The following is a 23723-nucleotide window of genomic DNA, read 5'->3' on the forward strand; positions in this document are numbered from 1 at the left end:
AGTGATTATATTAAAAAAAAAAAAAAAAAACAAGTAGTATATATGTTTAAACCAAAAGCATTAACAAAAAAATGACATTATTTAAGTTAATGTCATTTTTTATAAATATTAAAGTATTTTATTCATGGACAAAAATCCATCCCAATGCTCCAACTCCAATGAAGAGATTAGGAATGGCCCCTAAATAAGTTCAGGGTGATTGATAATCTGCTTTAACAAAGAATCCAATTAAGAAAATAACTGCTAAGCCAGTGATCGCTAAAGCTCATAACAATGATCAAAATCCCGGTTTAACTGATAACGGAATTAAAATATATAAAATCCCTAAAATCAGTAAGACTGGTCAACTTGTATCTCATCCATAAATCGAAGTTTTTGTTGGAACACCTGCCGCAAACAAAATTCCAATTATAATAATCCAAGCCGCGCCAATAAACATTAAAATCTTTGGTCATGTCAAGTTTTTCATATTTTTTCTCCTTTCAATAATTACATTAATTATACCGGAAAATTATGAAATTATCTTGGCATTTTTATAACCTTCAGTATTAAACGAATTTATTTTTTTTGATTTTAAGTATGTCAAAACATCGGAAGCACGAAAGTTCTTATTAATTGCAGGAATTAGTTGTGGTGAAATATATTGGGCATTATTTTCACCTTTGATTTTAAAGTAAAAACCTCAGTGGGGTAAGAGGTATTTCACTTGGTTAAAACTATTATTTATTCAATCTTCTTGATAATTTAAATCAATTCGAAATACATTTTGGGCATCTGTCTTTGACACTTTAATTGAACCTTTACTTACAAGGCTTAATGGAATGTTCATTCCCACTTGAATCTTATTTTCAGTGCTACTTCAAACACCATAAATTGCCTTTTGAATATCTGTTTGCAATAAGTTTCTTCAACCATTAGAATCTCATCATACAAATTTTGTTCCATTTACTTCTTGAACTGGATGCGAATCAGCAATTGTACCACGTTCATTAAACTCTTGTTGAAAGCGATCGTTTAGCTGTTTCATATTTTTGCTATTTTTAATGTCTTGCCATTTATCTTGTGCCATCATGGTATATCCACCAACAGGTGTATTTTGCGTTAAAAAGGGATTAGAAATATACATACCATTATCGGCTTTTGTAAATGTTATTGGCTCATAAATCTGAGTTACAGGTTTCATATCAGCAGTATCACTAAATGATAACTTTTCGATAACTTCATCAATATTAGTAATATTCTTAAAGTGAACATACACATGGCTTTCTTGGTTAAGGTCTAACCAATTGTTTTGTTGAATACTACTTTTTGCCGATGATAAATAATAATTATCATAGCCGACGGTAAATTCTTCTGATTCTTCAGTTTTCATGTGATAAATCCAATCTGGATCTTTATATGAAATAAACTCATCAGTATTTTTACAAGCAATAATTGTTGCTGTTGGTGACAAAATAAATGCACTACTAAATAGCGATATTAATATTTTCTTCATATTCTTTTTGTGCTCTTTCTAGCAAATTAGCAATGGACAATTTAATTCTAGTTATAGTAAACAAAAAAGCATCCCCAAAATGCTTTTTATATAACAATCATTAAATTATTTGTTTGCAAAATAATTACATGACTCACACCCAGGAGTTATATAATAAGACTAATTAAATTTAGAAAGGTCTACTGGCTTAACTTCATCCTACTAACCGCCTTCCCAAAAAATATTTTCAGTGGCTTGTGGTGTTCGTCCATATCACAGTTGCTGGGACAGCTTAAGATCTACACTTAATTCCCTAACTCTAAATAACTATATATTAAATTGTCTAAAAACATCATATCATATTTTATTTATCTTGATAATAATTAATAACAAAAATTAAACTAAAAAAAGTAAAACCTCACCCAAAACTAATTAAACTTGGCAATCAAATATTATGCAATTCCGGGAAATATGTCAAATTTGGATATAAATTTGAATCTAAAATTCATTCCGGAACCGACCAAAAAAAAGCACTACCCATAATTGATGATGAATAACTCGGTACTAACAAATAACCAATAACATTTAAAATTTTATCACTACGAACAACTCCCAATGGGAAAAATAAACCCCCTAAAAAAGCAAAAATTAAAAAAACAGAAATTGAAGCTACTAAAATAACTTTTAAATCCTTTGAACAAAGCGCAATTAGAATTCCAATTAATGAAGCAATAAAAGAACATAAAATAATTGCCCAAAAAAAACTAAACCAATTAATTCATTCAACATGAATTGCTTCACCATAACTTAGAAAAGCAATTAAAAATAACCACAATGACCCCACTAAACTGGTCATTAAATTAATTAAAATTAAAACAAAAATTAACTGATAAATTGACCCTTTCAATAAATGCAATTGTCGGGCAAAACTTGTTTTTCGAAATTCATAAAAAGCAATGGATAAATCAAGAATTCCATTTAAAACACCAACTAGTAAAATTGACCCTGGTAATGCTAAATAACTAGCATTACTATTAAACATATTAGTAACACGCGTACTAATAAAATATAATAACACTGGTAAAACTAATGTTATTAAATAAGTATGCAATGATGTAAATCAATATTTACTAACAATCCGTAATAATGGTAAATTCATGTTTCCTCCTTGTCTAATTAAGCACTAATAATTGTTTTAATTTTAATATCATGTTTTTCAATTGGTAATGGTGTGGTCACCAATTGTTCAATAAAAGCTAACCCAATTGCCATCTTGTGATAATTTTTTAAAAAACGATCATAATAACCTTTCCCATAACCTAAACGAAAATTATTTTGATCAAAAGCGACAATCGGAACAACAATAACATCAATTTTATCTTTCTCAATTAAAGTTAGTGTTGATCGTGGCTCATAAAGACCATACCGCTGATTAAATTCTAAATCAGTTGTTAAATTAGTGATTTGATAAAATTGCAAATCATCTCCTACCAGTCGAGGTAAAAAAACATTAGTTTTTGCTGCTAATAATTTTTGCATAATTAGAATTGTGTCAACTTCCCCTTTAATAGAATAATAGATAGCAATATTTTTACTTTTTTGAATTATATGATTATTAAAAAAACATTCAAAAATTTGCTGCTCTTTCTGATACCGCAGTGATGAAGTAATGTTTTGACGTACAATTAGTTTTTCTCGTCGAATTTGTTGTTTATCAGCAACCACCATTAACCAACACTACCTTCCATATCCATCTTAATTAATTGATTCAGTTCAACAGCATATTCCATTGGCAATTCTCTTGTAAAAGGTTCTAAAAACCCCATTATAATCATTTCTAAAGCTTCTTGTTCTGATAAACCACGACTTTGTAAATAAAATAATTGTTCTTCTGACACTTTGCTAACCGTCGCTTCATGTTCAATTTGTGATTCATTATTATAAACTTTATTTTGTGGAATTGTATCTGAATGTGATTTTCCATCTAAAATTAAGGTGTCACATTCAACACGTGCTTTTGAATATTGTGCTTTTGGTCCAATGTGAACTAACCCACGATAATTAGCTGTTCCCCCATTAAAGGTCATTGATTTTGAAATAATTTTTGAAGAAGTATTTTTCCCCAAATGAATCATTTTTGAACCAGCATCTTGAATGACATTTTCTTTTGCCACAGCAATTGAGATACACTGTCCTTTACTGTTGTTTCCTTTTAAAATAACACTAGGGTATTTCATATTAATTTTTGATCCAATATTACCATCAATTCATTCCATTTGTCCATTTTCTTCAACAATACTTCGTTTTGTTACTAAGTTTAGAACATTATCACTTCAATTTTGAACTGTTGTATAACGCATTTTAGCATTTTTCCCAACAAAAATTTCAACAATTGCAGCATGAAGAGAATCACGAGAATAAACTGGGGCAGTACATCCTTCGATATAATGTAACTCAGCATCATCTTCAACAATAATTAATGTTCGTTCAAACTGCCCACTATTTTGGTAATTAATACGAAAATAAGCTTGTAATGGTTTATCTAGTTTAACACCCTTAGGAACATAAATAAATGACCCTCCTGACCACACCGCACTATTTAAAGCAGCATATTTATTATCCGTATTTGGAACTAATGTTCCAAAATATTTTTTAAATAACTCCGGATGTTCGCGAAGAGCGGTATCACAGTCTAAAAAGATGACCCCTTTTTCTTCAACCTCTTTTAACATGCTACCATAAACTGGCTCACTATCATATTGTGCCTTTATTCCTGCTAAATAATCTCGTTCCGCTGCTGGTAATCCTAAACGATCAAAAGTATTTTTAATTTTTTCTGGTACTTCTTCTCATTTTGTCGCAATATGGTCAGTTGGTTTAATATAGTAGATATAATCATCAAAATTCATAAATTCTAAATTTGGTCCTCAACTTGGATTATTAATTTTTAAGAAATTACGATATGATTTTAAACGATATTCCCGCATTCACGCTGGTTCCTTTTTATGATCTGAAATTTCATTAATAATATCTTCATTAAGACCTTTCCCCGTATTATAGTAAGAAATATCTCCGTCATTAAAACCATACTTATAACTAGAAATTTCTTTAATTTGTTTTTCTTGTTTTAACTTTGGCATTAATAACACCTCCTTTATTTTTTGTTGTTTGTATTTAATAAATTTAATAATAAAGTTTGAAAACCACTAATACCAATTGTGGCACATTTAATTCGATTGGGTTGTTTTGCAATATTAATAAAAGCGATTAATTCATTTAACTTTGTTTCATCATATGGCTTATCAAAAACCATGGCAAGATAATTGTCAATAATTGCTAATCCTTCATGAATCGTTTTTCCTTCTAATTCTTGGGCCATAATATCTGTTGATGCGGTTGAGATTGCACACCCAACACCATCAAATCGTGCCATCATAATTTTTTCGTCTGTCACAATTAATTCTAAATGAATATCATCAATACATGATTCAGAAGCTTGATGAATTGAATGTGCCGTTGTCTTTTTAGTTAATCCCTTATGCTGTGGTTCTGAATAATGTTCCATAATAATTTGTCGTAAAAACATTGGATCATTTTTATCAAATTCCATTTAAACCAACCTTCCTAAAAAAGCTGTTTCATTAGCCAGTGCTATTACTAATGAATCAATATCTTCATAACTGTTATAGATTGAAAAACTAACTCGAATTGTATTTTTTTCCGGAATAATTTCTCCAATTAAACGAGCACAATGATCACCACTTCGAACTGTAATCTTATTACGACTACCCAAATGCGTAGCAACATCTTGACAAAAAACATCTTTTACATTAAACACTAGTGTTCCTGCTTTAGCATCAGCATTATAAATAATAACCTTGTCTTTTAATTTCTCCTTAAATTGTTCAAGCGCATATTGTTTTAACTGATGTGTATAATTAATAATTTCTTTTAATGTAAGGCCATTAACAAAATCAATTGCTGCTCCAAATCCAAAAATATCGGCAATATTAGGTGACCCCGCTTCTAATCGTTCTGGCAAACCTTTCAAAAGATAATCTAAACCATTAACTTCAATCCGTGCGTTCATTCCTCCACCAACAATCAATGGTTTTAATTTCAATAATAATTCTTCTTTTCCTCACAAAATTCCAATTCCAGTTGGCCCAAAAATTTTATGAGCAGAAAAAGTAATAAAATCAGCATTTCATTTTTGAACATCAGTTGGCATATGAATAATTCCTTGCGCACAATCAACTACAACAATTACTTCTGGATTGATTTTTTTAATCATTGCAATAATTGCAATTGGATCATTTTCATAACCTAAAATATTAGGAACATTAGCAAAAGAAACAATTTTTGTTTTAGCAGTAATCACTTTGGCCAATTGCTCTAAATCAATTCGAAAATTTTTTTCAGCTAAGAATTTAACATGAACTTTTTTCTCTAATGCTAAACGATATCATGGCAAGATATTCGCCCCATGCTCTTGTTTTGTAATTAAAATTTCATCCCCCTCATGTAGAAAGTCACTTAAACCAAAAGCAATTTGATTTAAACTATACGTTGTTCCAGGGGTAAAAATAATTTCCTTATTTTTTTTAGCATTAATAAAATGTTTAATTTTATCGCGAATCATTTCATATTGGACATGTGTTTCATACCCTAAATCACTATCGGTATTATGTGGATTAGTTCCATAGTGACTATAATAATTATTAATTGCATCAATCACAATTTGAGGTTTTAAACTAGTAGCTGAACTATCAAGATAAATTTGGTCAGCATTGTTTTTAAAAAAGGGGAATTCTGCTCTCATTTTTCTATAATCAATCATACTTATTCTCCAATTTCCTTATCAATTTCATCAATAATATTTTTTTGTAATGTTTCATCTTCAATTGCATCAATCACATTTTTAAAATACCCCATACAAATTAATTTTCGTGCTTGGTTGACTGTTAAACCCCTTGTTTGTAAATAAAAAATTTGTTCAGGGTCTAACATTCCAACAGCATTAGCATGACTTGCCTTAATATCATTTTCATCAATTAATAAAATTGGATCAGAAATTGCTTTTGAGGTCTTATCAAAAACTAATAATCTTAACTCTTGGTGGGCTTCTGATTTACTCATTGTTTTTTCAATGTGACTAGTACATTTAACTGTTTGTAATGAATTATCCTTTGCGATTGAATACGTTTTAATATCACTTTCAGTTCCCGGTGCCAAATGATGCGCATAAATAATCGCATTTTTATGATAATTATGGGTTGATAAACTTGCTAAATAATATTTAAGCGAACTACGCTTGCCTTGTAAATTAAACGTAACATTTTCAGTAATATTACTATTAACAATGTTTAGATGATAAACATTAACATGAGTTTTTTCTAAAACATTATAAAAAAGATTAGCAACTTGTTCACATTCACGGTTTTTATAAATATTAATAATGTTAATTTGATTTTGAGCAGGAATATTATAGTTAATTGTTGCTTCGGCAGTTAAATTTAAAAAAATTAAAAAAGTCTTATTAACAACATTAGCCGCAAAATTAAGATTAATAACTTCACCAGGATTAGTATTTTCAATTGTTAAGTTTTGCATTGCGCCATTAATTGAAAGATTATCACTAACAACTTCTTCTTGTTGGTTCAGTAAAACTCGCATTGTTATTTTCCTTTTTGCGCAGCACAGCCAATTCCTGTTAAAGGTTTTGTCTCTGCTGTTTTATTATCAAATGTTAAGTTTAATTCCTGTAATAATCATTCATAACCCTCTTCATTAATTTTTTTAACTAAACTATAATCACCACTTTTAACAATTTTCCCTTTAACAATCACATGAGCGTGAGTTGGCTGTACTAAATTGAAAAAACGATCATAATGTGAAACAATAATTGCTGAAAAATTTTCTTGACGCATTTTATTTAATTCAGCACTAACAACATTTAAAGCATCAACATCTAACCCCGAATCAATTTCATCAATCAGAGCTAGCGTTGGTCTTAATAAATTTAATTGTAAAATTTCGTTCTTTTTCTTCTCCCCACCAGAAAAACCCGTATTTAAATAACGACGAATCATACTATCATCAATTTTTAAATTCTTAATATTATGATTAATATCATTATATAATTGTGGTAACTTAATCGGAACATCACGATGAGCATTAATAATTGCTTTTAAAAAATCTAAATTTAAAACTCCAGAAATTTCAACTGGTGATTGCATTGCAAAAAAAACACCCATTTTACTACGCTCATTAACTGTTTTATTTAAAATGCTTTCACCATCAATTAAAATATCCCCACTTTCCACCGTGTAACTAGGATGCCCCATAATTGTTGATAATAAAGTTGATTTTCCATTTCCATTTGGACCCATTAAAGCGTGAATTTCATTAATATTAACAGTTAAATTTAAACCATTTAAAATCATCTCATTATCAGCAGAAACAAACAAATCTTTGATCTCAATTTTTTGCATTTTTACCCCTCCTCTTAAGAGCTTCTTGTGGCATTTTCAAGTGAAATATCTTTATTTTTTTAAAAATAAAGTCTACTTTTATTGTACAATAAAAGTAGACTTTATTATAATTTTTTAATAGAATGTACTTAGTATTTTTTTATCAAAAAGTACAAAAAAATAAAAAGTCAAAAGGAAGGATGAACCAAAATGAAAAAACTCTTATCAGTACTTAGCAGTATGGTAATAGTCGGGGCAACAGTTTCTGGGGTAGTGTCTTGTAGTAATAAAGAAAATAACAACCAACATAAAAATGGGAATGGTGATAGTATTTGAGCTTGAATCCCAGGAATTTATGGTGGAAAACAAATTACTTCCCCTGATATTTGAAGTGTTTTAGCAAATCCCTTTGTTGATGCCGGAAACGGAACATGAACAAATGACCCATCACAGTGAGATGGTGCAACAAGAATCAAAATGTCAGCGCAATTAACGCAAATTTTAAGTGTGGCAATTTTAGCCAATCCTGATAAATTTTTCCCAACTGCGCAAGCAACAGTTGGTGATATTGCAGACTATAAAGATTTAAAAGACATTTTAAAAGACCAATGAAATTTATTAGTTCAAAACACAAACAACACTGTTGAGAAAAAGAAACAAAATTTTAAAGATAGCGACCAAAAAAATTGAGAAAAAAAATATCATGATTTTTTAGACTCAAATTATAAGGATATTACTGGTGCTAGTGGAAATAAAAAATATGAGATTGAAGAGCAAAATTATAAAGCCGCGATTATGACAACCGGTGCTGATGGAGGAATTAGTGCAACACAAATGCTAACTAACATTCTATTAAACAATAATATGCGAACATATCAAACCAACACAACTGAAACATCAGTATCTAAATTAAGTTCTTTTGCTGATTTCCTTAAAGGAGGAGGACAAGCAAAAGATTGAAATACTAGCGATCAAAACTCGCGAACACAAGTAGCCTTAGCCTTCAGTTGAGATAATGCAAATGGAAATTTCGGAGCAAAATTAAGTCAATTAACAATTGCAGAAATTAATACTCGTTTAGAAACAATTGCAACAAATTTAAAAACAGAAAATTTTGATGTTACTAAATATATGGTGAAATTTCCACCAGTAGCAACACCTGTTTTTACTAATGCAAGTCCAACAGCAATTGGAAAACCATTTTTGGCACAATCATATGATCCTGGACAATATTCATTATTTCAAAAATACCTTGTTGAAAAATGATTCCAAAATGAAAAACCATTAGCTGTCTCAAAAATAACTTATGCTTTTAAATCGGGAGTAACACCAACAGATACTGGCTTTACAAAAGATAGTTTTGATGAAAATGTTCAAAATCAAATTAATACTGATTTAACTGCTTTAAAAAATGCATCAAATTGAGATGATTTTATTAGCAATAGTAAAGGAACTGCAACACCATCAACGGATTTATTAACGCTAAGTACCCAAGCAGATGCTGTTAAATCTAATATTTTAAAAGCAAGTGTTTATGACAGTATTGGCGCTACAGCAACAGTACCAGCTGGTGATTTAGATGCAACAGTAACTGCTATTGGAAGAAAAAATACTGCTGATGCGATTAGCGGGAATTGAACAATTGGAACTACTAAGGATATGGTAGTTGCTTTCTTTGATACAAATGGACTAAATTTAGTTCATCTTGATGGTCGTGAATATTTAAGCGACGCGACTGCAACATCATATAGTTCTTATAATAGTGATTGACAATTTGAAAGTTTGAATTATTCAAATATTGCCTATAAAGCAATGTCTGATAAATCACAAATTCTGACAACAGACAAAGCACAACAAAAAATGAATACACAATTTGCTAATGCCCAATATTTATGATATTTAACAAACCGTAGTTTAGTTAATAATGATAGTATCAGCAAACTTAAATTTAAAGTTTTAGACGAGGTGAAGAAATACGCTACATTAACTTCATCTTCTGGTTCAGCTGATGATAAAACATGATGGTTCTGAATTTATGACTTTTTCAATAATTTTAATAATAAGATTCTCCAAAATGGAGCTAGTCCTGAGCAATGATTAAAAAACTTTATTACTTTTAAAGATGGCCAAGGGCACAATAATGCTGATTGATTTACCTTAATTATTAGTGCGATGACAACAAACTTATCAGGAGGAGCAGTTCAACGCTTATATAGTAGTTTTGAAGCAGAAAATAAAACAATTCAAGGTTATAAAACTGGTGGACCTGCAGCAGAAATTAAAACAAAACCTATTGTTGATAAAATTGCTCAATCAAAATACTGAGATGAACAAATTACAACAAATTATTCAGGAACTCATATCAGTCCTGCCCAGACTCCCTTTTGAGTACATCAATTTAAAACATGAGAAACAGATAAAACAAAATATTATAATAACGGTGATCAAAATTGATATCGTGATGACTTTAGCACAATAGGGGGTAGAAGATAATGAAAAAATTACTAAGCATCTTAGGTGCAATAACAATTGTTACTTCTGCCAGCACCACTGTTGTTGCTTGTGGGAAAAAGAGCTTTGAACGTTTTACTGACCCAGCGATCGCTGATGAAGTTAAGCGTTGAATTATTGCCCAAATTGATTCAGAAAATCAATCAAGTTATGTAAAATATTCATTTAATGATATCTTTACAAAAGCAGACTTAAAAACGATGGCCGTACGATTATTGGATACTAATATTTCAAAATTCTTCTATGCTTCAGAAGAAGCAACAAGAGCTCGTTATACTGGCGTAACAATCGATGTTAGCAAACCAGAAAATGAACTAGCAAAACAAATTGTTAGTTTTGTTGAACAAGTTGCCCTTGATAATTTGTATACTAAATATTTAACTGGAATGTCAAATTATACACCATTGGAGTTAACAATTTCTGGGCAAGGATATGCTCCTGATTACCAATCAGAAAATTGATATGTTGGAGGAGTTCAATCATATTTCTGAAAAACATCTGGAACAGCTCCTGATTATACGAAATCACGAAAAGATCAAGGTGAAAATAACTTTGAAATTCAAATTAAGCCTGCCGGAAGTAAATATACTGATTTTAATAAAATGACAGAAGATGAAAAGAAAATTGCTTTAAAAATTCGTTTTAATGACTATTATAAACATGTTGAAGTTCCAGCTGTTATTGATAAGATTATTACTGCAACCTATTTACACCAAAACGAAGTTAAACGTTATGGTAGTGGCGATAAGACTGAAATTTATTTGAACCGAAATGGGGCTTTGTTTAATGCGATGCAAACATGAGACACAATTGGTGGTTCACGTTGAAATTCATATGTTAAAATGGTCTGAGAATTTAAAGCAGACACAACTACTTTAAATAACCTATTTTCTAACGGTGGCCCATTGGAAAATGTGGAAACTTTAAATACTGATTTAACAAACAAAGAGGATACTCTAACAACAACCCTAAAAGAGATGTTTAATGCCAAGAATGGGGATGAATTCAAAAATATGGTTAACGAAGGAATTGATCCAATCTTTGGACTTAGTGGTTTTAAAGGTTTCGTTGGAATTGATAAAAATAAAAATCCAAATGACATTTTTACAACTCTAAATAATGCTGATGCATATAAACAAAAAATTATTGATGCAACAACACCAGGAATTATTAAATCAGGCGAAGGAACAAGCCCTTCAAGTTATCAATTTTTAGATGCTAACCGAAGATTTGGTTCAGTTGTGCTAGTCTTACCAATTTATACAATTGACTTAATGAAAAATATGAACATTAATTACCAAAATAATGCTACAAATAACAAGGAATTGTCATTAACTTGATATGGGTCGGGAGGAACACCAACTGATCTAGACCAAGCATGAGTCGCACAACAAGGAGGCGCTAAACGTTCATTATCATGATTATATAATCAAAAAGGTTATTTAGGAACATATGATGAAACTGGAAAACCACTTTATGATAAAGACGGAACTCCAACAAAGATTTCAAATGTTAAAGGACAAATCTTAAAATGAATTGAATATACTTTTGCTCAACAATCAAACTTGCAAACAGCAGCAAAAACAAGACTATATTCATTAGCGTTTGGTTATAATCCAGAAAACGTTTATTCACAAACTTTATTTGATGCAATCGGATCATTTATTGTTAAAGAAGATTAAAAAATCTTCTTTTTTTTATTTTAAAAATAAAAAAAAGCAAACTATTTTGCTTTTATAAAATATTTAATTAGTCTTCATATTTTTCATTTCAAACTTTTTTTACAGATGTTAGTAAATCTTCAAAGTAGGCCGCTTGTTCTAAATCATTAGGTTCATTACTTTTTTTTCGTTGGCTAATTTGATGTTTTAAAACTTCAAGATATGCATAAATATCTTCCCCTAGCATGCGGTATCGCCCAACAATTTCCCTAGCTTCATCATGAGCTGTTTTTGCGCGATTATTTTCCATTATAATCATCTCCTCTCATTCTGGTTGCTACATAAATATATTATACCACAAAACTCAAGGAAGTATTAAATAACTTATAGTATTTAATTATAACAGAAAAACAATAAATTTGTAAAGAAAATTAAAAATTTTTAAATATTTGTTTTTTCTAGACCTCTAATTCTAATTCCCCCCATAAGTTTGTTATAATTATTTTATAAGGAGCTGATGTAAAAATGAACAAAAGTGATTGCATCTTTTGTAAAATTATTGCCCAAGAAATTCCAAGTAAAAAAATTTATGAAAATGATCTTGTTTACGCTTTTTTAGATTTATTTCCAAGCAGTGATGGTCATACTTTAATAATTCCAAAAAAACACTTTGAGTATTATAGTGAGACAGATGATGAACATTTAGCAGCTGTTGCAAAAGCTGGAAAAATGGTTGCCCAAAAAATGTATCAAGTTTTACACCCCGTTGGAATTAATTATGTTAGTAATGAAAAAAGTGAAGCTTTCCAACAAGTTTTTCATTATCATCTTCATATTATCCCGAAATATAAAAAGGAAGAAGGTTATGGTTTTAAACTAAACGTTGATAAAGAAAAATTACGTGGCCTTGATGAGATCAAAGAACTTTTAACCTTAAAATAAAAAAGTATTTTATTAATACTTTTTTATTTTTTACTACTTAAAAAATCATACACTGCTTGATAATTTGGTTCATTACCAATTGGATTAACAATTTCAAGATATTCAACGATATTATCTTCATTTAAAATAATTACAGCTCGTGGTAAAATTTGTGAATCAGTAAAAACCAATCCTGATTTTGCCCCAAAGTCTCGATAATTATAATCCGAAATTAAGAAATGTGCTTCATCTTTAAACGATTCACAACATCTTTCTTGAGCAAATGGCAAATCTCTTGAAATCGTAATTAAACGAGCATTATTATAATCCTTCATACTTTCATTAAACTTAACTGTTTGTGTATAACAAACACTAGTATCAATACTTGGAATTGACGAAATAACTTTATAGTTTGCTCTAACATCATCGATATGAAAATCACTCATATCACCATTTGTTGCTCTAAATTCTAATTTATCCCCAACTTTAATAATATCTTGTTTAATATGTGAAAACACATCACCATCTAGTTTAAATGCTCCCATCTTTTTTGTCCTCCTCTTTTTTTAAAATCGTTTCTTCATTGTTGACGAGGTGTGCACCATCGCCGTTAATAATCATACTATTATTTTTAGTAACAGTAAATTCAGCTTCAATAATATTTTGTTCAAAATAATCATTGTCTTGATAAATATCACTTAGTTTAATTACCCGTTGATTGGTTGAACCAATTAAACGCCGTTTTTTGTCTAGTTTTTCAATAATAAATGGCCCATCAATTAAAATATCAATTTTAGCTAAAATTGCCGGGTGTTTTTCTTGTAATAGTTCGTATAAAAAGCCAGAAAAAACAATTACTGTTAAATTGTTTGCTTGACACAACGTTACTAATTCCAATAATGCCCGTGGTTGAATAAACGGTTCGCCTCCCAAAATAGTAATTCCTTCAATTTGAAAGCGCTCTTGCGCATCCTTAATTGCTTTAAAAAGTTCACTAACTTCCATCACATTACGATTAATTAACGGAATCATTTCTTGGTTACTACATCCTTTACAATTAATAATACATCCTTGCATTCATAAGGCGAAACGGTTCCCCGGGCCTTCAATTGTTGTAAAAGAAACAAACCGATTAAAATTAATTAAATTACTCATTATTTATTTTAAGCTATATTCAATTTGATGACCATTAGCTTGTGCCAAAATTGTTTGACCCGCTTTAAAACTAGTTTGATTAGCAAATATAAAGGAGCTTAACCCATCAACAATATGTTTTTCAATACTATTTAACAAGTCACGTCCCCCTTTTTTATCATCGGCATCTTGAATAATAATTGGTAAAATTTGTTCCAACTGAATAAACTCTAATTTCACCTTATATTTTTCTCATACCGCCACTTGAATTGGCCGTAATTTCTGTGTGATTAATTTTGCTTTAAAATTAATGTCCTTAATAAAATTAAACGGAATAATATTATTCCCAATTCGCCCTAATAACTCTGGACGTCTTAATTCGGTGCGAAAATGGTCAGAAACCTTTTGAATAAATTGCTTTTCAATCTCTGAAAATTCTAAACTATCATCAACTTCACTAGCACCAATATTTGAAGTAAAGATAATAAAAGAATCAGAAAAACTAACAGTTTGCCCCTTATTATCTGTTAAGCGCCCATCTTCTAAGATTTGTAAAAACTTATCTAAAATTCGTGGGTGTGCTTTTTCAATTTCATCAAATAATAAAACACTAAAAGGTTTTTCTTTAATTGCATTAGTTAATTGCCCACCTTCTTCATAACCAACATAACCTGGCGGGGCTCCAATTAATTTTTGATCACTAGCTTCCTGATTATATTCTGACATATCAAAGCGAATACAATTTTTTTCATCACCAAATAGAAATTTTGCTAATGCTTTTGCCAATTCAGTTTTCCCAACCCCCGTTGGGCCAACAAAAAATAATGTTCCCTTGGGCTTTGTTCGTTTTGAAGAATATTGAACACCAGACAACCCCGTAAAGGCTTTATAAACAACATTTTTCACTTTGACAATTGCATGGTCTTGACCAATAACCCGTTTTTTTAACTCTGTTTCAATTGTTGCTAATTTTTCATAATTCATTTCTTCTCATGGTGAAACCTTATCACCATATTGATAAGAATTTAATAATTTTTCAAACGGTAACCGTTCATCAATATTGTTTGAGAATTTAATTAATTGATAAACTTCTTTCAAAGTTCATCCCTCCATAGTATCATAAATATCTTGTAATTTTAGAATATCTGTACTTAAATCTTCCGTAATCTTAAAAAAGCTCTTATTAGTTAAAATAAATTTCTCACGTTCCTCGCGATTTGGTTTTGTTAAAGTAATTGTTGTGACATCCGGATTATTTAAATAAAATGATGTTGGTAACTTTCCAACACTATTGGTAATAAAAATAATTGCAGTATCAAAATCAACTATTTCTGATTGATCAAATTTTTTATCGCGAAAAGCTTTACTTAAAGAGATTAAGTTAACACGTTCCTCTTCACTCAATGCTTGTTCATTTGAAAATAAATAATCTGAAAAATCAGCAACAAAAGCAACTTTTTTAGGACTTGGTGTTAACATATTTCGACGAACAATGGCAAAAAATTCTGCTAAAGTTGGAAACTGTCCAGTTGGACCATTATCTTGGTTATTAGCATTATTAATTACTTCTTGACCAAAATCATAAGCTTCCCCTTCTTTGCTTTTTTGTTGTGGTTCAGCTGTTAGAGCTAAGTTTTTAATATTTCCACCAGTTAATCCATCAATTCGATCTCAAGTAAAAATGTCATTAAAACCTTTCTCCTTTAATAAACCACGTAATTTATCTTTTAAACCGACATAACCGTTATTTATTTGATAAATATCATTAACGTTTCCTTCAAGAATAACACAACGTTTAATCCCAATTTGGTTCTTTAACTTGTCTAAATTACTTTTAACACTCATTTATTTGCTCCCTCTAATCATTACTTTGATTCTAATTTTTTTAAAATAAAATTAGGAATTAATCCTAAAAATAATTAATCTCACTATAAGTTATTATACTATTTATTTCCCGTAAATTATTTTTAAAATGCCATTCTCCTTATTTCTAAAAAATATTATAACAGTAAATATCTAAAATAAAATGGATGCATAAAGAACAAGTTTATGCGTCCATTTTTCTTGGCATATTTAATATTATTTCTTTTTTGTTTTATGATCAATTTGCACTTTTGCTTGATTCATAATTTTATCAGGATTTAAATATGTTTTTTTTATTTCTTTTGATAATGATACATCATACATCGATAAATCATTAACAAATGGTTGTTCATCAACATCATGGGCATGCCCTTCATAACCTTCAAATTTGTAAGTAAACCGCCCATCAAGATATACTTTAAAAATTGCTTCTTCTCCCGTTACTTTTTTAGCATAAACAATGACAAGACTATCATCGTTTTCCTTCGTAATTCGAATATCATTACTATCAACAATAAAACCACGTTTTTGAATTGCTTGTAAAATTGCGGCGATTGCATGTTTTCGAGCTGATTCATCTAATTGTTGACTAATAATTTTATTTTGTAAAGCCAATGCTTTTTGATTCAAAGCATCCGAATCATTAACACCAGTTTGGTTAAATTCTTCTAGTACCGGTGCTAACTCAGCATTAATAAATTTATCGTCGCCAATTTGGGCTTTAAAACTATTTAAATACTGATTTTTCATAAAGTCTGCCGAAGCACGATAGTTATTAATTTCATCTTGCACAAGATCTGAAATTGTATTTGGGTCTAAATTAACAAGCTGGTTTTTATTTGTTTTGAAAAAATTCATAATGAAAGCTTTTGTAATATTATCATCAAACATCCCCAATAGTTCTTGTTCTAATGTTTGATAATTTAAATTAGTACGATTTTTCAAATTTATTAATCGTTGTTTTGTTTCATCCTCAATAACTTTTACTTTTAACACTTCAATTTTTTGTTGAATTTCTGCTAAACGCAATGTTTTTTGTTCTAAGAAAAAATTAACTTGTTTTGCTAATTCTAACTCAACATGCTTAACCTTTTGCAGTTCTGCAACTAACGGATTAGTTTCTAAATCAATTAGAATTTGATTTAATTCTTGTAAATATGTTTCAATTGCTTGGCAATTTAGTCCACTAGCATCAATACTTTTTAGTTGCTTTAATAATAATTGTAAGTTTTCTTTAACAAAATTAATATTTAAACTTAATCTTTCAATTTTTTTTTGATAATTATACATTACCTGTTCAACGCTCATACTCATTAGTTTAACACCTCTTCTATTTCTTGCTGTAGTTTTTTTAATGCCTCACGATTTTTATTATCGTTTTGTTCATCACGGGCTTTTTCACAATATAAATATAGTCGTAATTCATGATATATTCTCATCATTTCTTTTTGCTTGTTTTTATCAAAAAGTTCTTTACAAACAAATAATTTTTCATTAATTCCTTTCAAGCGTTGGTCTTTTGCTTTTAAAATAGCAGTAATTTTTTCTTCCATTATATTTATCAAATATAACGCGGCTTTATCAAAATAACAAAAATCAAGGTATTCCTGAAATTTAGGTTCCGAATTAAACATTTCTTTAAACTTAATAGCTTTGTAGGTAATTTCTAATTGCGACAAGGACCCTAATAATTGAATGGTTAAATCATCGCCATGGTTAATATTTTTAAAACGTTCACTAATAGTTGTAATCTTAGCTCAAATATCTTGCCAATGACGCTGCAATCCACTTGTTTCCCGTTTTTTCATTTCATTAAAATACTTTAGATACTCTTCAGCATAACCATACAGATTAACCAATAAAGTAATATTCTTACTTAAATTTATTGTAGTGACTTCTTCAAATAATTCACGATGTAAATTATCATTATTAAGAGCAAAAAGAAATTTGGTTAAAATAGCGAATAAATTTTGATTTCAAATTTTTTCTACAATTGTTGAACTTGCAACATTAGTTAATTCTAATAATTGTTTTAATGTCACATCATCTTGATGATAAAGTTCTTGTAACATACTTAAAACTTCTTTACTTGCTAACAAATCATTGTTTGTTAAAACTTGATATCCTTTAACAATATGCTGTTGATCTTTTGCTTGTTGTTTCATTGCAGTAATTAAAAGCATATGCATCTTTGTAAAATAATTTGGTTTTAAAATAAAATTAGTTAAAATTTGTTCACATTTATATAAAATTGAAATCTTATTTTGAAAATCATTTGCACTAATCCCTTTTAAAATATTATCAAAAGCATTTTCATTTTGATTAAAAAGGTCAATTAAATAACAATAAATAAAAAGATTATTAACCTTATTACTATGAATTGTTTCATAAATATTTTCTTGCTCATTTTTTAACAAGGTTTCTAAACTTTGTAAAATTTTTTTAAATAAAAGTTTACTATGATCTGGTAAAAACTTTTGTGCTGTAATAATTTGCCGGTTTAACATTATTAATTCAGTTGACTGTAACACATAGTCTTCTGTCTCATTTTTATCATTAAGAAATAATGTTAAGAAATAATCATGAATTGGTAAGATGGTTTTATCTAAGTAAAAAATTGGAATTGAACCGGTTAAATCACCTATTTCAGTACTATGGTCAGCATTAACAAAAATAATACAATGAACATTATTATCAAAATAATATTTGTGATTTAAAACGGCCTTTGGATTAACGCTTGTTGCATTAATAATTAAAATTCGAGGATTTATTAATGTTGAAGTAATATGACGAGGATCTTGTTGATAATCACTTTCTAATGTATTTGTTGCAATCTTTTGAATATTTAAATTAAAATCCGTTGTTAAATCCTTTGTCATTGTTGTTAAAAAATAATCTAAAATTTTTGTTCGTAAATTAACATTATTTTCAATAACGTTTTGCAAATTTTTATCATTAATAACTTGCATTTTAATATCTTTAAAAGTAGTTAAAGTTAACACTACTTCCTTTGCTTCATAAACATCAGTTAATAATTTATTAATTTGCTCATTGTTATGCTTAATTTCCTGTTGTTTCTTTCGAATTGAAGTAAATGTTGTATCATCACTAAACATATTATATTTATTAGGAGTAGTTTTATAATCTTCTAAAAACTTAAATAAATCACCACCAGTAAAACTTGGTTCATGTTCTGGGAAAATAGTTAAATCATTATTATTAATTTTTTCCGTTAGCATCAAATGTTCATTATTAATATATCGTTGGTTAGTAAAAATATCAAACAGAAAATCAATTGTTGCCTCACGATTATTATTTTTACTTAACAAGTAACCCTTCTCTAAGGCTTGTAATGCTTCTTTGGAAATATAAAAAATCCCAATTGCTCGATCAATTCATTCTTGTTCAGCATAACTATTAGCCAAATAATTTAATGACCCTTGCGAATTAATTTCAATCGTGTTTTCCTTTTCAATTAAATCTTTTAAACATTCAGCGTAAATTTTAAGGTTAAAAATCTGCAATTCTTCTTGTAAAATATTGGCCAAGGACTTTTCTTTATTCGGATAATTAGCAATAGCATTTAAAATTACATACTGAAAAAAAGCTGGTCTCTTCGGAGTTTGATAACCAACAACTGTTGTTAATTTTTTTCAGTTTTTATAGACCTTAACTATTCCTAATTTCATTTTCTACCTCTAACTTCTATGATAACAAATCTTTTGCATATCAAATAAGACCATAATTATTAATAATTCGCAAAATTTCATAATATGCTTTAATTGTTGTTGTAACATTTGGATTAATAACCGTTGGAATCTCAACATCAATATTAGCAAAGAAATTAACTGCCCCAATAATAATTAACATATTCTTTGCTCGGGAAAAAGCAACATTTAACCGCTCATATTTTTTAATAAATTCTTTATTAGCATTAAGTTGTCTTTGCGGATGACGAACAGTATTCACAATAACAATTTCTGTTTCTCGCCCTTGATAATCATCAACAGTTGAAACTTCAACTTTAATATTTTTAAATTTTAAATTACTAATAGTTTTCCGTAAGTTTTTTACATGTAATCCATAAAAACTAATAACCGCCACTTTTGGTTGTTTTTCTAATTTAGTGGTTAAATTATTATATCCTAGTTCAATTAACTGAAGCACTTTAATCGTTAAATTAATTTCTAATCAATTAAAAAGACTGGTACTACCACTTTCGCCTTGTTCATAAACAAAATTTTGATTTTCATCTTTTGTTGAATCAATTCAATAAATTGCTTTCTCACTATCGAAAATTTTTAACCCCTTGTCGTTTTCAACTGTAACATAATGCTGTTTTTCATTATTTTGATTTATTTCGTCTCCTAGCTGCAATTGATTTTCATAAAAAACATTAACAATCCGCATAATGTCTTCATGACTACGATATTGATTAATTAAAATCTCTTTAACTGAATCATCACATTTCGAAATAATCTTTTTAAACATTGAATTAGTCACTAGCTCTAAAAAATCATTATAACTATAATTTTCGTTATAAATATCATTAACTAAAGCAACATCTTCTTCGCGATATGGCATGATTGGTGGTAGCTGGCGATAATCGCCCACTAGAACGACGGCTTTACCATAAACTAATGGCATAAAGATTTCCATTGGTGTTAATTTACTTACCTCATCAATCACAACAACATCGAACCCAAATTTTTTAATATCAATATCAGCAATATTATAATCCTGTAAAACCTTATTTTTACTTTGGGCATATGATTGATTTGAAGTTGCTGTCATTGCAACAACATTAACACTATCTTGTAAAAATTGATTGGCATAGTTAACGGTATCACGTTCCATTGCGGAGGTAAAACGATCATTTTGAATACCTTCTTGGTTTAAGAAATCAGCAATATTATAATTTTTATCTAAGAAAGTAATCATATTATTAACAAAATTACCCTTTGTTGCTTTTTCATTAATAATAGTCTTCATATCATGATCAATGCTATTAATAACCTTATCAATTTCATTAATTGTTGCCGTGATATCTTTTACAACTAAATTTAAGTTAAAAACATGATTAATACTATTAACAATATTTTCAATCTCAATTTTCAAAGTATTAATTCGGTTATTTAATGCTGCAATGTCACTTTCTAAATATGATATTTCTCGCTCATTTTTATTAACATCAATTTGATTTATTAATTTTTCGTTATCATTAATTTGTTTTTCATATTGACCTTTTAACTTTAAAAGGTCTTTTTTAAATTCTCGTTGCAAATTTTGATAAACAACATTTTCTTGTTTTAACGAAAGTTGTTGTTTTAATTCTAAAATTTCATTTTGGGCCACTTGAAGTTTTTCAATTCATGCATCATCACGAAATGTTTGACTAACATTCTTTAATTCTGTTAATTCTTGTTCTTTTTTTACTAATAATGGATTGACAGGTCCTGATTCTGTTAATAATTGTTGATAGGTATTTGTTAAAGAATATGATTCATCAAATTGAAAACCTAGTTTTTCTTGAATTAAAGTTCCAAAATACTTATTAAATAATTCAACTAAATCTGTTGTTGAAGTAATAATCCCTTCTCAATTTAAGTTGCCTAAAAACTCTATTGCATTATCAATATTATTAATGTCAACTTTTAATCTTCGGTTATCCTTTTGATATTCCAATTTTTGATTACCTAGCATTTCTTGTTCTGCAACTAACTCATTTACCTTTTGTGTTCAAGTATTATAATCTTTGATTTCCTGTTCAAGCATCTTCGCACGAGCTTTAAGACTTTGTAACTCTTTTTTTTGATTTTCATAATCATAGTCAATTGCATTCCATTTTGTTAAGTACTGACGCATTAAATGAGAATAAATAAAGCGATAATTATTAAAAATTAATTTATCCGGATTAAAATCATTAAAACGATTTTTTTTTCGAACTTCTTCGCCGGTTAACCGTAATGGTACTAACATTGGCGTCTTATATAATCTCGTTAAAACATTATCAATCGCAGTATGATTTTGAGAAGATATCAAAACTTTTTTTCCAAGTTTAGCATATTGATAAACTAATTCAGCAATAAACTCTGTTTTCCCTGTTCCTGGTGGCCCTTGCAATAAGAAAATATCTTGCGAATTAAGGGCTTTAACTAATGCCTTTTTTTGATTTAAATTCAAATTAGTAGAAGCAAAATGTAGTTGTTCTAACGTTATTAAATGATGTTGTGATTTTAATTTAACATCTTCAATATTAAAAATATAGTTAATTAAATAAGGGTTAGCAACATCATTTTTACTAATTTTATCTAAAATTACACTACTACGACGAATTAAAGTTGAATCTCCTTTTCCAATATAAGTTAAATAACCATACTGGGGAATAATGTTTGTTAGTTCTTTTAATGAAATATCATCATCATTTTTTATTTCATAAAAGCAACTAATGATTTGATACTTGCTTAAATGGTCAACAGCTAATTTAATTGTTTCTGAATCAATTTCTTTTTCTTTTGTAATATTATTTTCAATCATATACAATTTCATTAATTCTTTAATAACATTAAGATTAGGATTTTGATGTTCTTTTGTTGTTGTAATATTAAAACCTAAATCATAGATATCTGTTCCATCTTGGGCATAACTATCACTAAAATTAAAAGTAAATAAGGTTAATGGTGTTTCTTTTTGATATGCTCGATTAATCTGTAATCCGGCAATACTTAAATTATTTAATCCTTTTAACACAAGATATTTATTAAAATCCTCTAAAATTAGTTCTAACTCAATAACAATAACTTCCTCAAAAGAAGGATTAATTTTAATGTTTTTATTGGCAAAATGCATTTTGTTAACATATCAAAAATTATGAGCCAAAAAACGCGCATCATGGAAGGCTTCTAAGGTCGTAACTGTTTTTGGAATTTTTATATATTCTGTTAATTTCCGTGTTAAATATAAACATGAATTATTACGTTTATATTCTAAATTCTGACTTTGAAATTGAAGATATTGTAATCAACGTTCTTTTTCTTCCGAAAAAGATGAAATCAAAAACTTCATATTAGCAAAAACATTTGAATCAAAAATAGTTCGTAGTTTTGCTTCATCAATCCGAAAATTATCCGCTATTTCTAAAACAACAGTAGTTGCCATTGTTTCAAATTCTTGTTTCTCTTTTTCCATTGCTGTTAAAAAGATATTTTTAACATTAACAATCCCAATTTGTGGATCAATATCACCAAGGATTGTTAATGACAAATTTGGATCTAAAATATCATCAAAGCCCGTAATTGATTTAAAACGAATTAAAATATCATACAACTCTTTTGTTTCTCCTTTTTTATCTTTTTTAATCTTTGCTTGATCATTAATTAAACTAACAAAAAAATCAGCAATATAAATATCTTTTTTTAAAAAAAGGTCTAATCCATTCACTGTTGTAATATTCTTTAAGCGTAGATTCTTAACATCATCATCAGTAAATTTACTTTTCGCATTTGTTAAAAAGTATAAATTTAATAATAAATTTTTACCATTAAATTTATCTCCTTGAATTGTAAATTCTGTTAACGCCATTAATCCACCCCTCTTATTCATATATAATTATACTAAACTTATATTAGATAACAATCAAAGCCACCAAAAACAATAAAAATAAAAAAGAGAATATTTCTGCAATAT

General features: G+C 28.6%; 19 protein-coding genes and 1 riboswitch. Of the genes, 3 read left to right on the forward strand and 16 right to left on the reverse strand.

Annotation, left to right across the window (positions count from 1 at the left end; translation table 4 throughout):
- Positions 1-118 precede the first annotated feature (118 nt).
- The 9 genes from S100390_RS05010 to sufC all read right to left on the reverse strand — a co-directional run bounded on the left by S100390_RS05010 (position 119) and on the right by sufC (position 7968).
- On the reverse strand, positions 119-469 hold the full coding sequence (locus S100390_RS05010; RefSeq protein ID WP_070407174.1) for a hypothetical protein: 351 nt from the start codon (positions 467-469) through the stop codon (positions 119-121).
- Between the two features lie 42 nt (positions 470-511).
- Positions 512-1495: a hypothetical protein gene (locus S100390_RS05015; RefSeq protein ID WP_070407175.1), complete on the reverse strand. Its 984-nt coding sequence runs from the start codon at positions 1493-1495 to the stop codon at positions 512-514.
- 155 nt (positions 1496-1650) lie between these two features.
- A riboswitch (cobalamin riboswitch) is annotated at positions 1651-1836 on the reverse strand.
- A gap of 2 nt (positions 1837-1838) precedes the next feature.
- Positions 1839-2633 (reverse strand): hypothetical protein, encoded by a 795-nt coding sequence (locus S100390_RS05020; protein ID WP_070407176.1) that lies wholly within the window; start codon positions 2631-2633, stop codon positions 1839-1841.
- 17 nt (positions 2634-2650) lie between these two features.
- Positions 2651-3202, reverse strand: a complete 552-nt coding sequence (locus S100390_RS05025; RefSeq protein WP_070407177.1) for a 5-formyltetrahydrofolate cyclo-ligase — start codon at positions 3200-3202, stop codon at positions 2651-2653.
- Positions 3202-4614, reverse strand: a complete 1413-nt coding sequence (gene sufB, locus S100390_RS05030) for a Fe-S cluster assembly protein SufB (protein ID WP_070407178.1) — start codon at positions 4612-4614, stop codon at positions 3202-3204. Before sufB ends, S100390_RS05025 begins: the two co-directional genes overlap by 1 nt.
- 14 nt (positions 4615-4628) lie before the next feature.
- Positions 4629-5084, reverse strand: a complete 456-nt coding sequence (gene sufU, locus S100390_RS05035; RefSeq protein WP_070407179.1) for a Fe-S cluster assembly sulfur transfer protein SufU — start codon at positions 5082-5084, stop codon at positions 4629-4631.
- Positions 5085-6314, reverse strand: a complete 1230-nt coding sequence (locus tag S100390_RS05040) for an aminotransferase class V-fold PLP-dependent enzyme (RefSeq protein WP_070407180.1) — start codon at positions 6312-6314, stop codon at positions 5085-5087.
- Between the two features lie 2 nt (positions 6315-6316).
- A complete protein-coding gene (locus S100390_RS05045; RefSeq protein ID WP_070407181.1) occupies positions 6317-7150 on the reverse strand; it encodes a SufB/SufD family protein in 834 nt (277 codons plus the stop codon).
- Between the two features lie 2 nt (positions 7151-7152).
- Positions 7153-7968, reverse strand: a complete 816-nt coding sequence (sufC, locus tag S100390_RS05050; protein WP_070407182.1) for a Fe-S cluster assembly ATPase SufC — start codon at positions 7966-7968, stop codon at positions 7153-7155.
- Positions 7969-8157: 189 nt separating this feature from the next.
- Between sufC and S100390_RS05055 the strand changes: the two genes are divergently transcribed.
- Complete coding sequence (locus tag S100390_RS05055; RefSeq protein ID WP_070407183.1) at positions 8158-10440, forward strand: hypothetical protein; 2283 nt, start codon at positions 8158-8160, stop codon at positions 10438-10440.
- Positions 10440-12140, forward strand: a complete 1701-nt coding sequence (locus S100390_RS05060) for a lipoprotein (protein ID WP_070407184.1) — start codon at positions 10440-10442, stop codon at positions 12138-12140. The genes S100390_RS05055 and S100390_RS05060 overlap by 1 nt, the downstream gene beginning before the upstream one ends.
- Positions 12141-12207: 67 nt before the next feature.
- On the opposite strand, the gene S100390_RS05065 is transcribed toward S100390_RS05060, so the two are convergent.
- Positions 12208-12429: a hypothetical protein gene (locus S100390_RS05065; protein ID WP_070407185.1), complete on the reverse strand. Its 222-nt coding sequence runs from the start codon at positions 12427-12429 to the stop codon at positions 12208-12210.
- Between the two features lie 215 nt (positions 12430-12644).
- Between S100390_RS05065 and S100390_RS05070 the strand changes: the two genes are divergently transcribed.
- Entirely contained in the window at positions 12645-13061 is a 417-nt protein-coding gene (locus tag S100390_RS05070) for an HIT family protein (protein WP_070407186.1), read from the forward strand.
- Positions 13062-13084: 23 nt separating this feature from the next.
- On the opposite strand, the gene tpx is transcribed toward S100390_RS05070, so the two are convergent.
- The 6 genes from tpx to S100390_RS05100 all read right to left on the reverse strand — a co-directional run bounded on the left by tpx (position 13085) and on the right by S100390_RS05100 (position 23618).
- Complete coding sequence (tpx, locus tag S100390_RS05500; RefSeq protein ID WP_070407187.1) at positions 13085-13585, reverse strand: thiol peroxidase; 501 nt, start codon at positions 13583-13585, stop codon at positions 13085-13087.
- Positions 13572-14195, reverse strand: coding sequence for a 4Fe-4S single cluster domain-containing protein (locus S100390_RS05505; RefSeq protein WP_070407188.1), 624 nt, complete (start codon positions 14193-14195; stop codon positions 13572-13574). The genes tpx and S100390_RS05505 overlap by 14 nt, the downstream gene beginning before the upstream one ends.
- A gap of 3 nt (positions 14196-14198) precedes the next feature.
- A complete protein-coding gene (locus tag S100390_RS05085; RefSeq protein WP_070407189.1) occupies positions 14199-16019 on the reverse strand; it encodes an AAA family ATPase in 1821 nt (606 codons plus the stop codon).
- Between the two features lie 234 nt (positions 16020-16253).
- Positions 16254-17351, reverse strand: coding sequence for a hypothetical protein (locus tag S100390_RS05090; RefSeq protein ID WP_070407190.1), 1098 nt, complete (start codon positions 17349-17351; stop codon positions 16254-16256).
- Complete coding sequence (locus tag S100390_RS05095; protein WP_070407191.1) at positions 17351-19726, reverse strand: hypothetical protein; 2376 nt, start codon at positions 19724-19726, stop codon at positions 17351-17353. The genes S100390_RS05090 and S100390_RS05095 overlap by 1 nt, the downstream gene beginning before the upstream one ends.
- A 16-nt stretch (positions 19727-19742) precedes the next feature.
- The gene (locus S100390_RS05100; protein WP_070407192.1) at positions 19743-23618 is read right to left on the reverse strand and encodes an AAA domain-containing protein; all 3876 of its coding nucleotides are present in this window, start codon (positions 23616-23618) and stop codon (positions 19743-19745) included.
- Positions 23619-23723: the final 105 nt, after the last annotated feature.

The sequence above is a fragment of the Spiroplasma sp. NBRC 100390 genome, assembly GCF_001886495.1.
Lineage (GTDB): Bacteria > Bacillota_I > Bacilli_A > Mycoplasmatales > Mycoplasmataceae > Spiroplasma.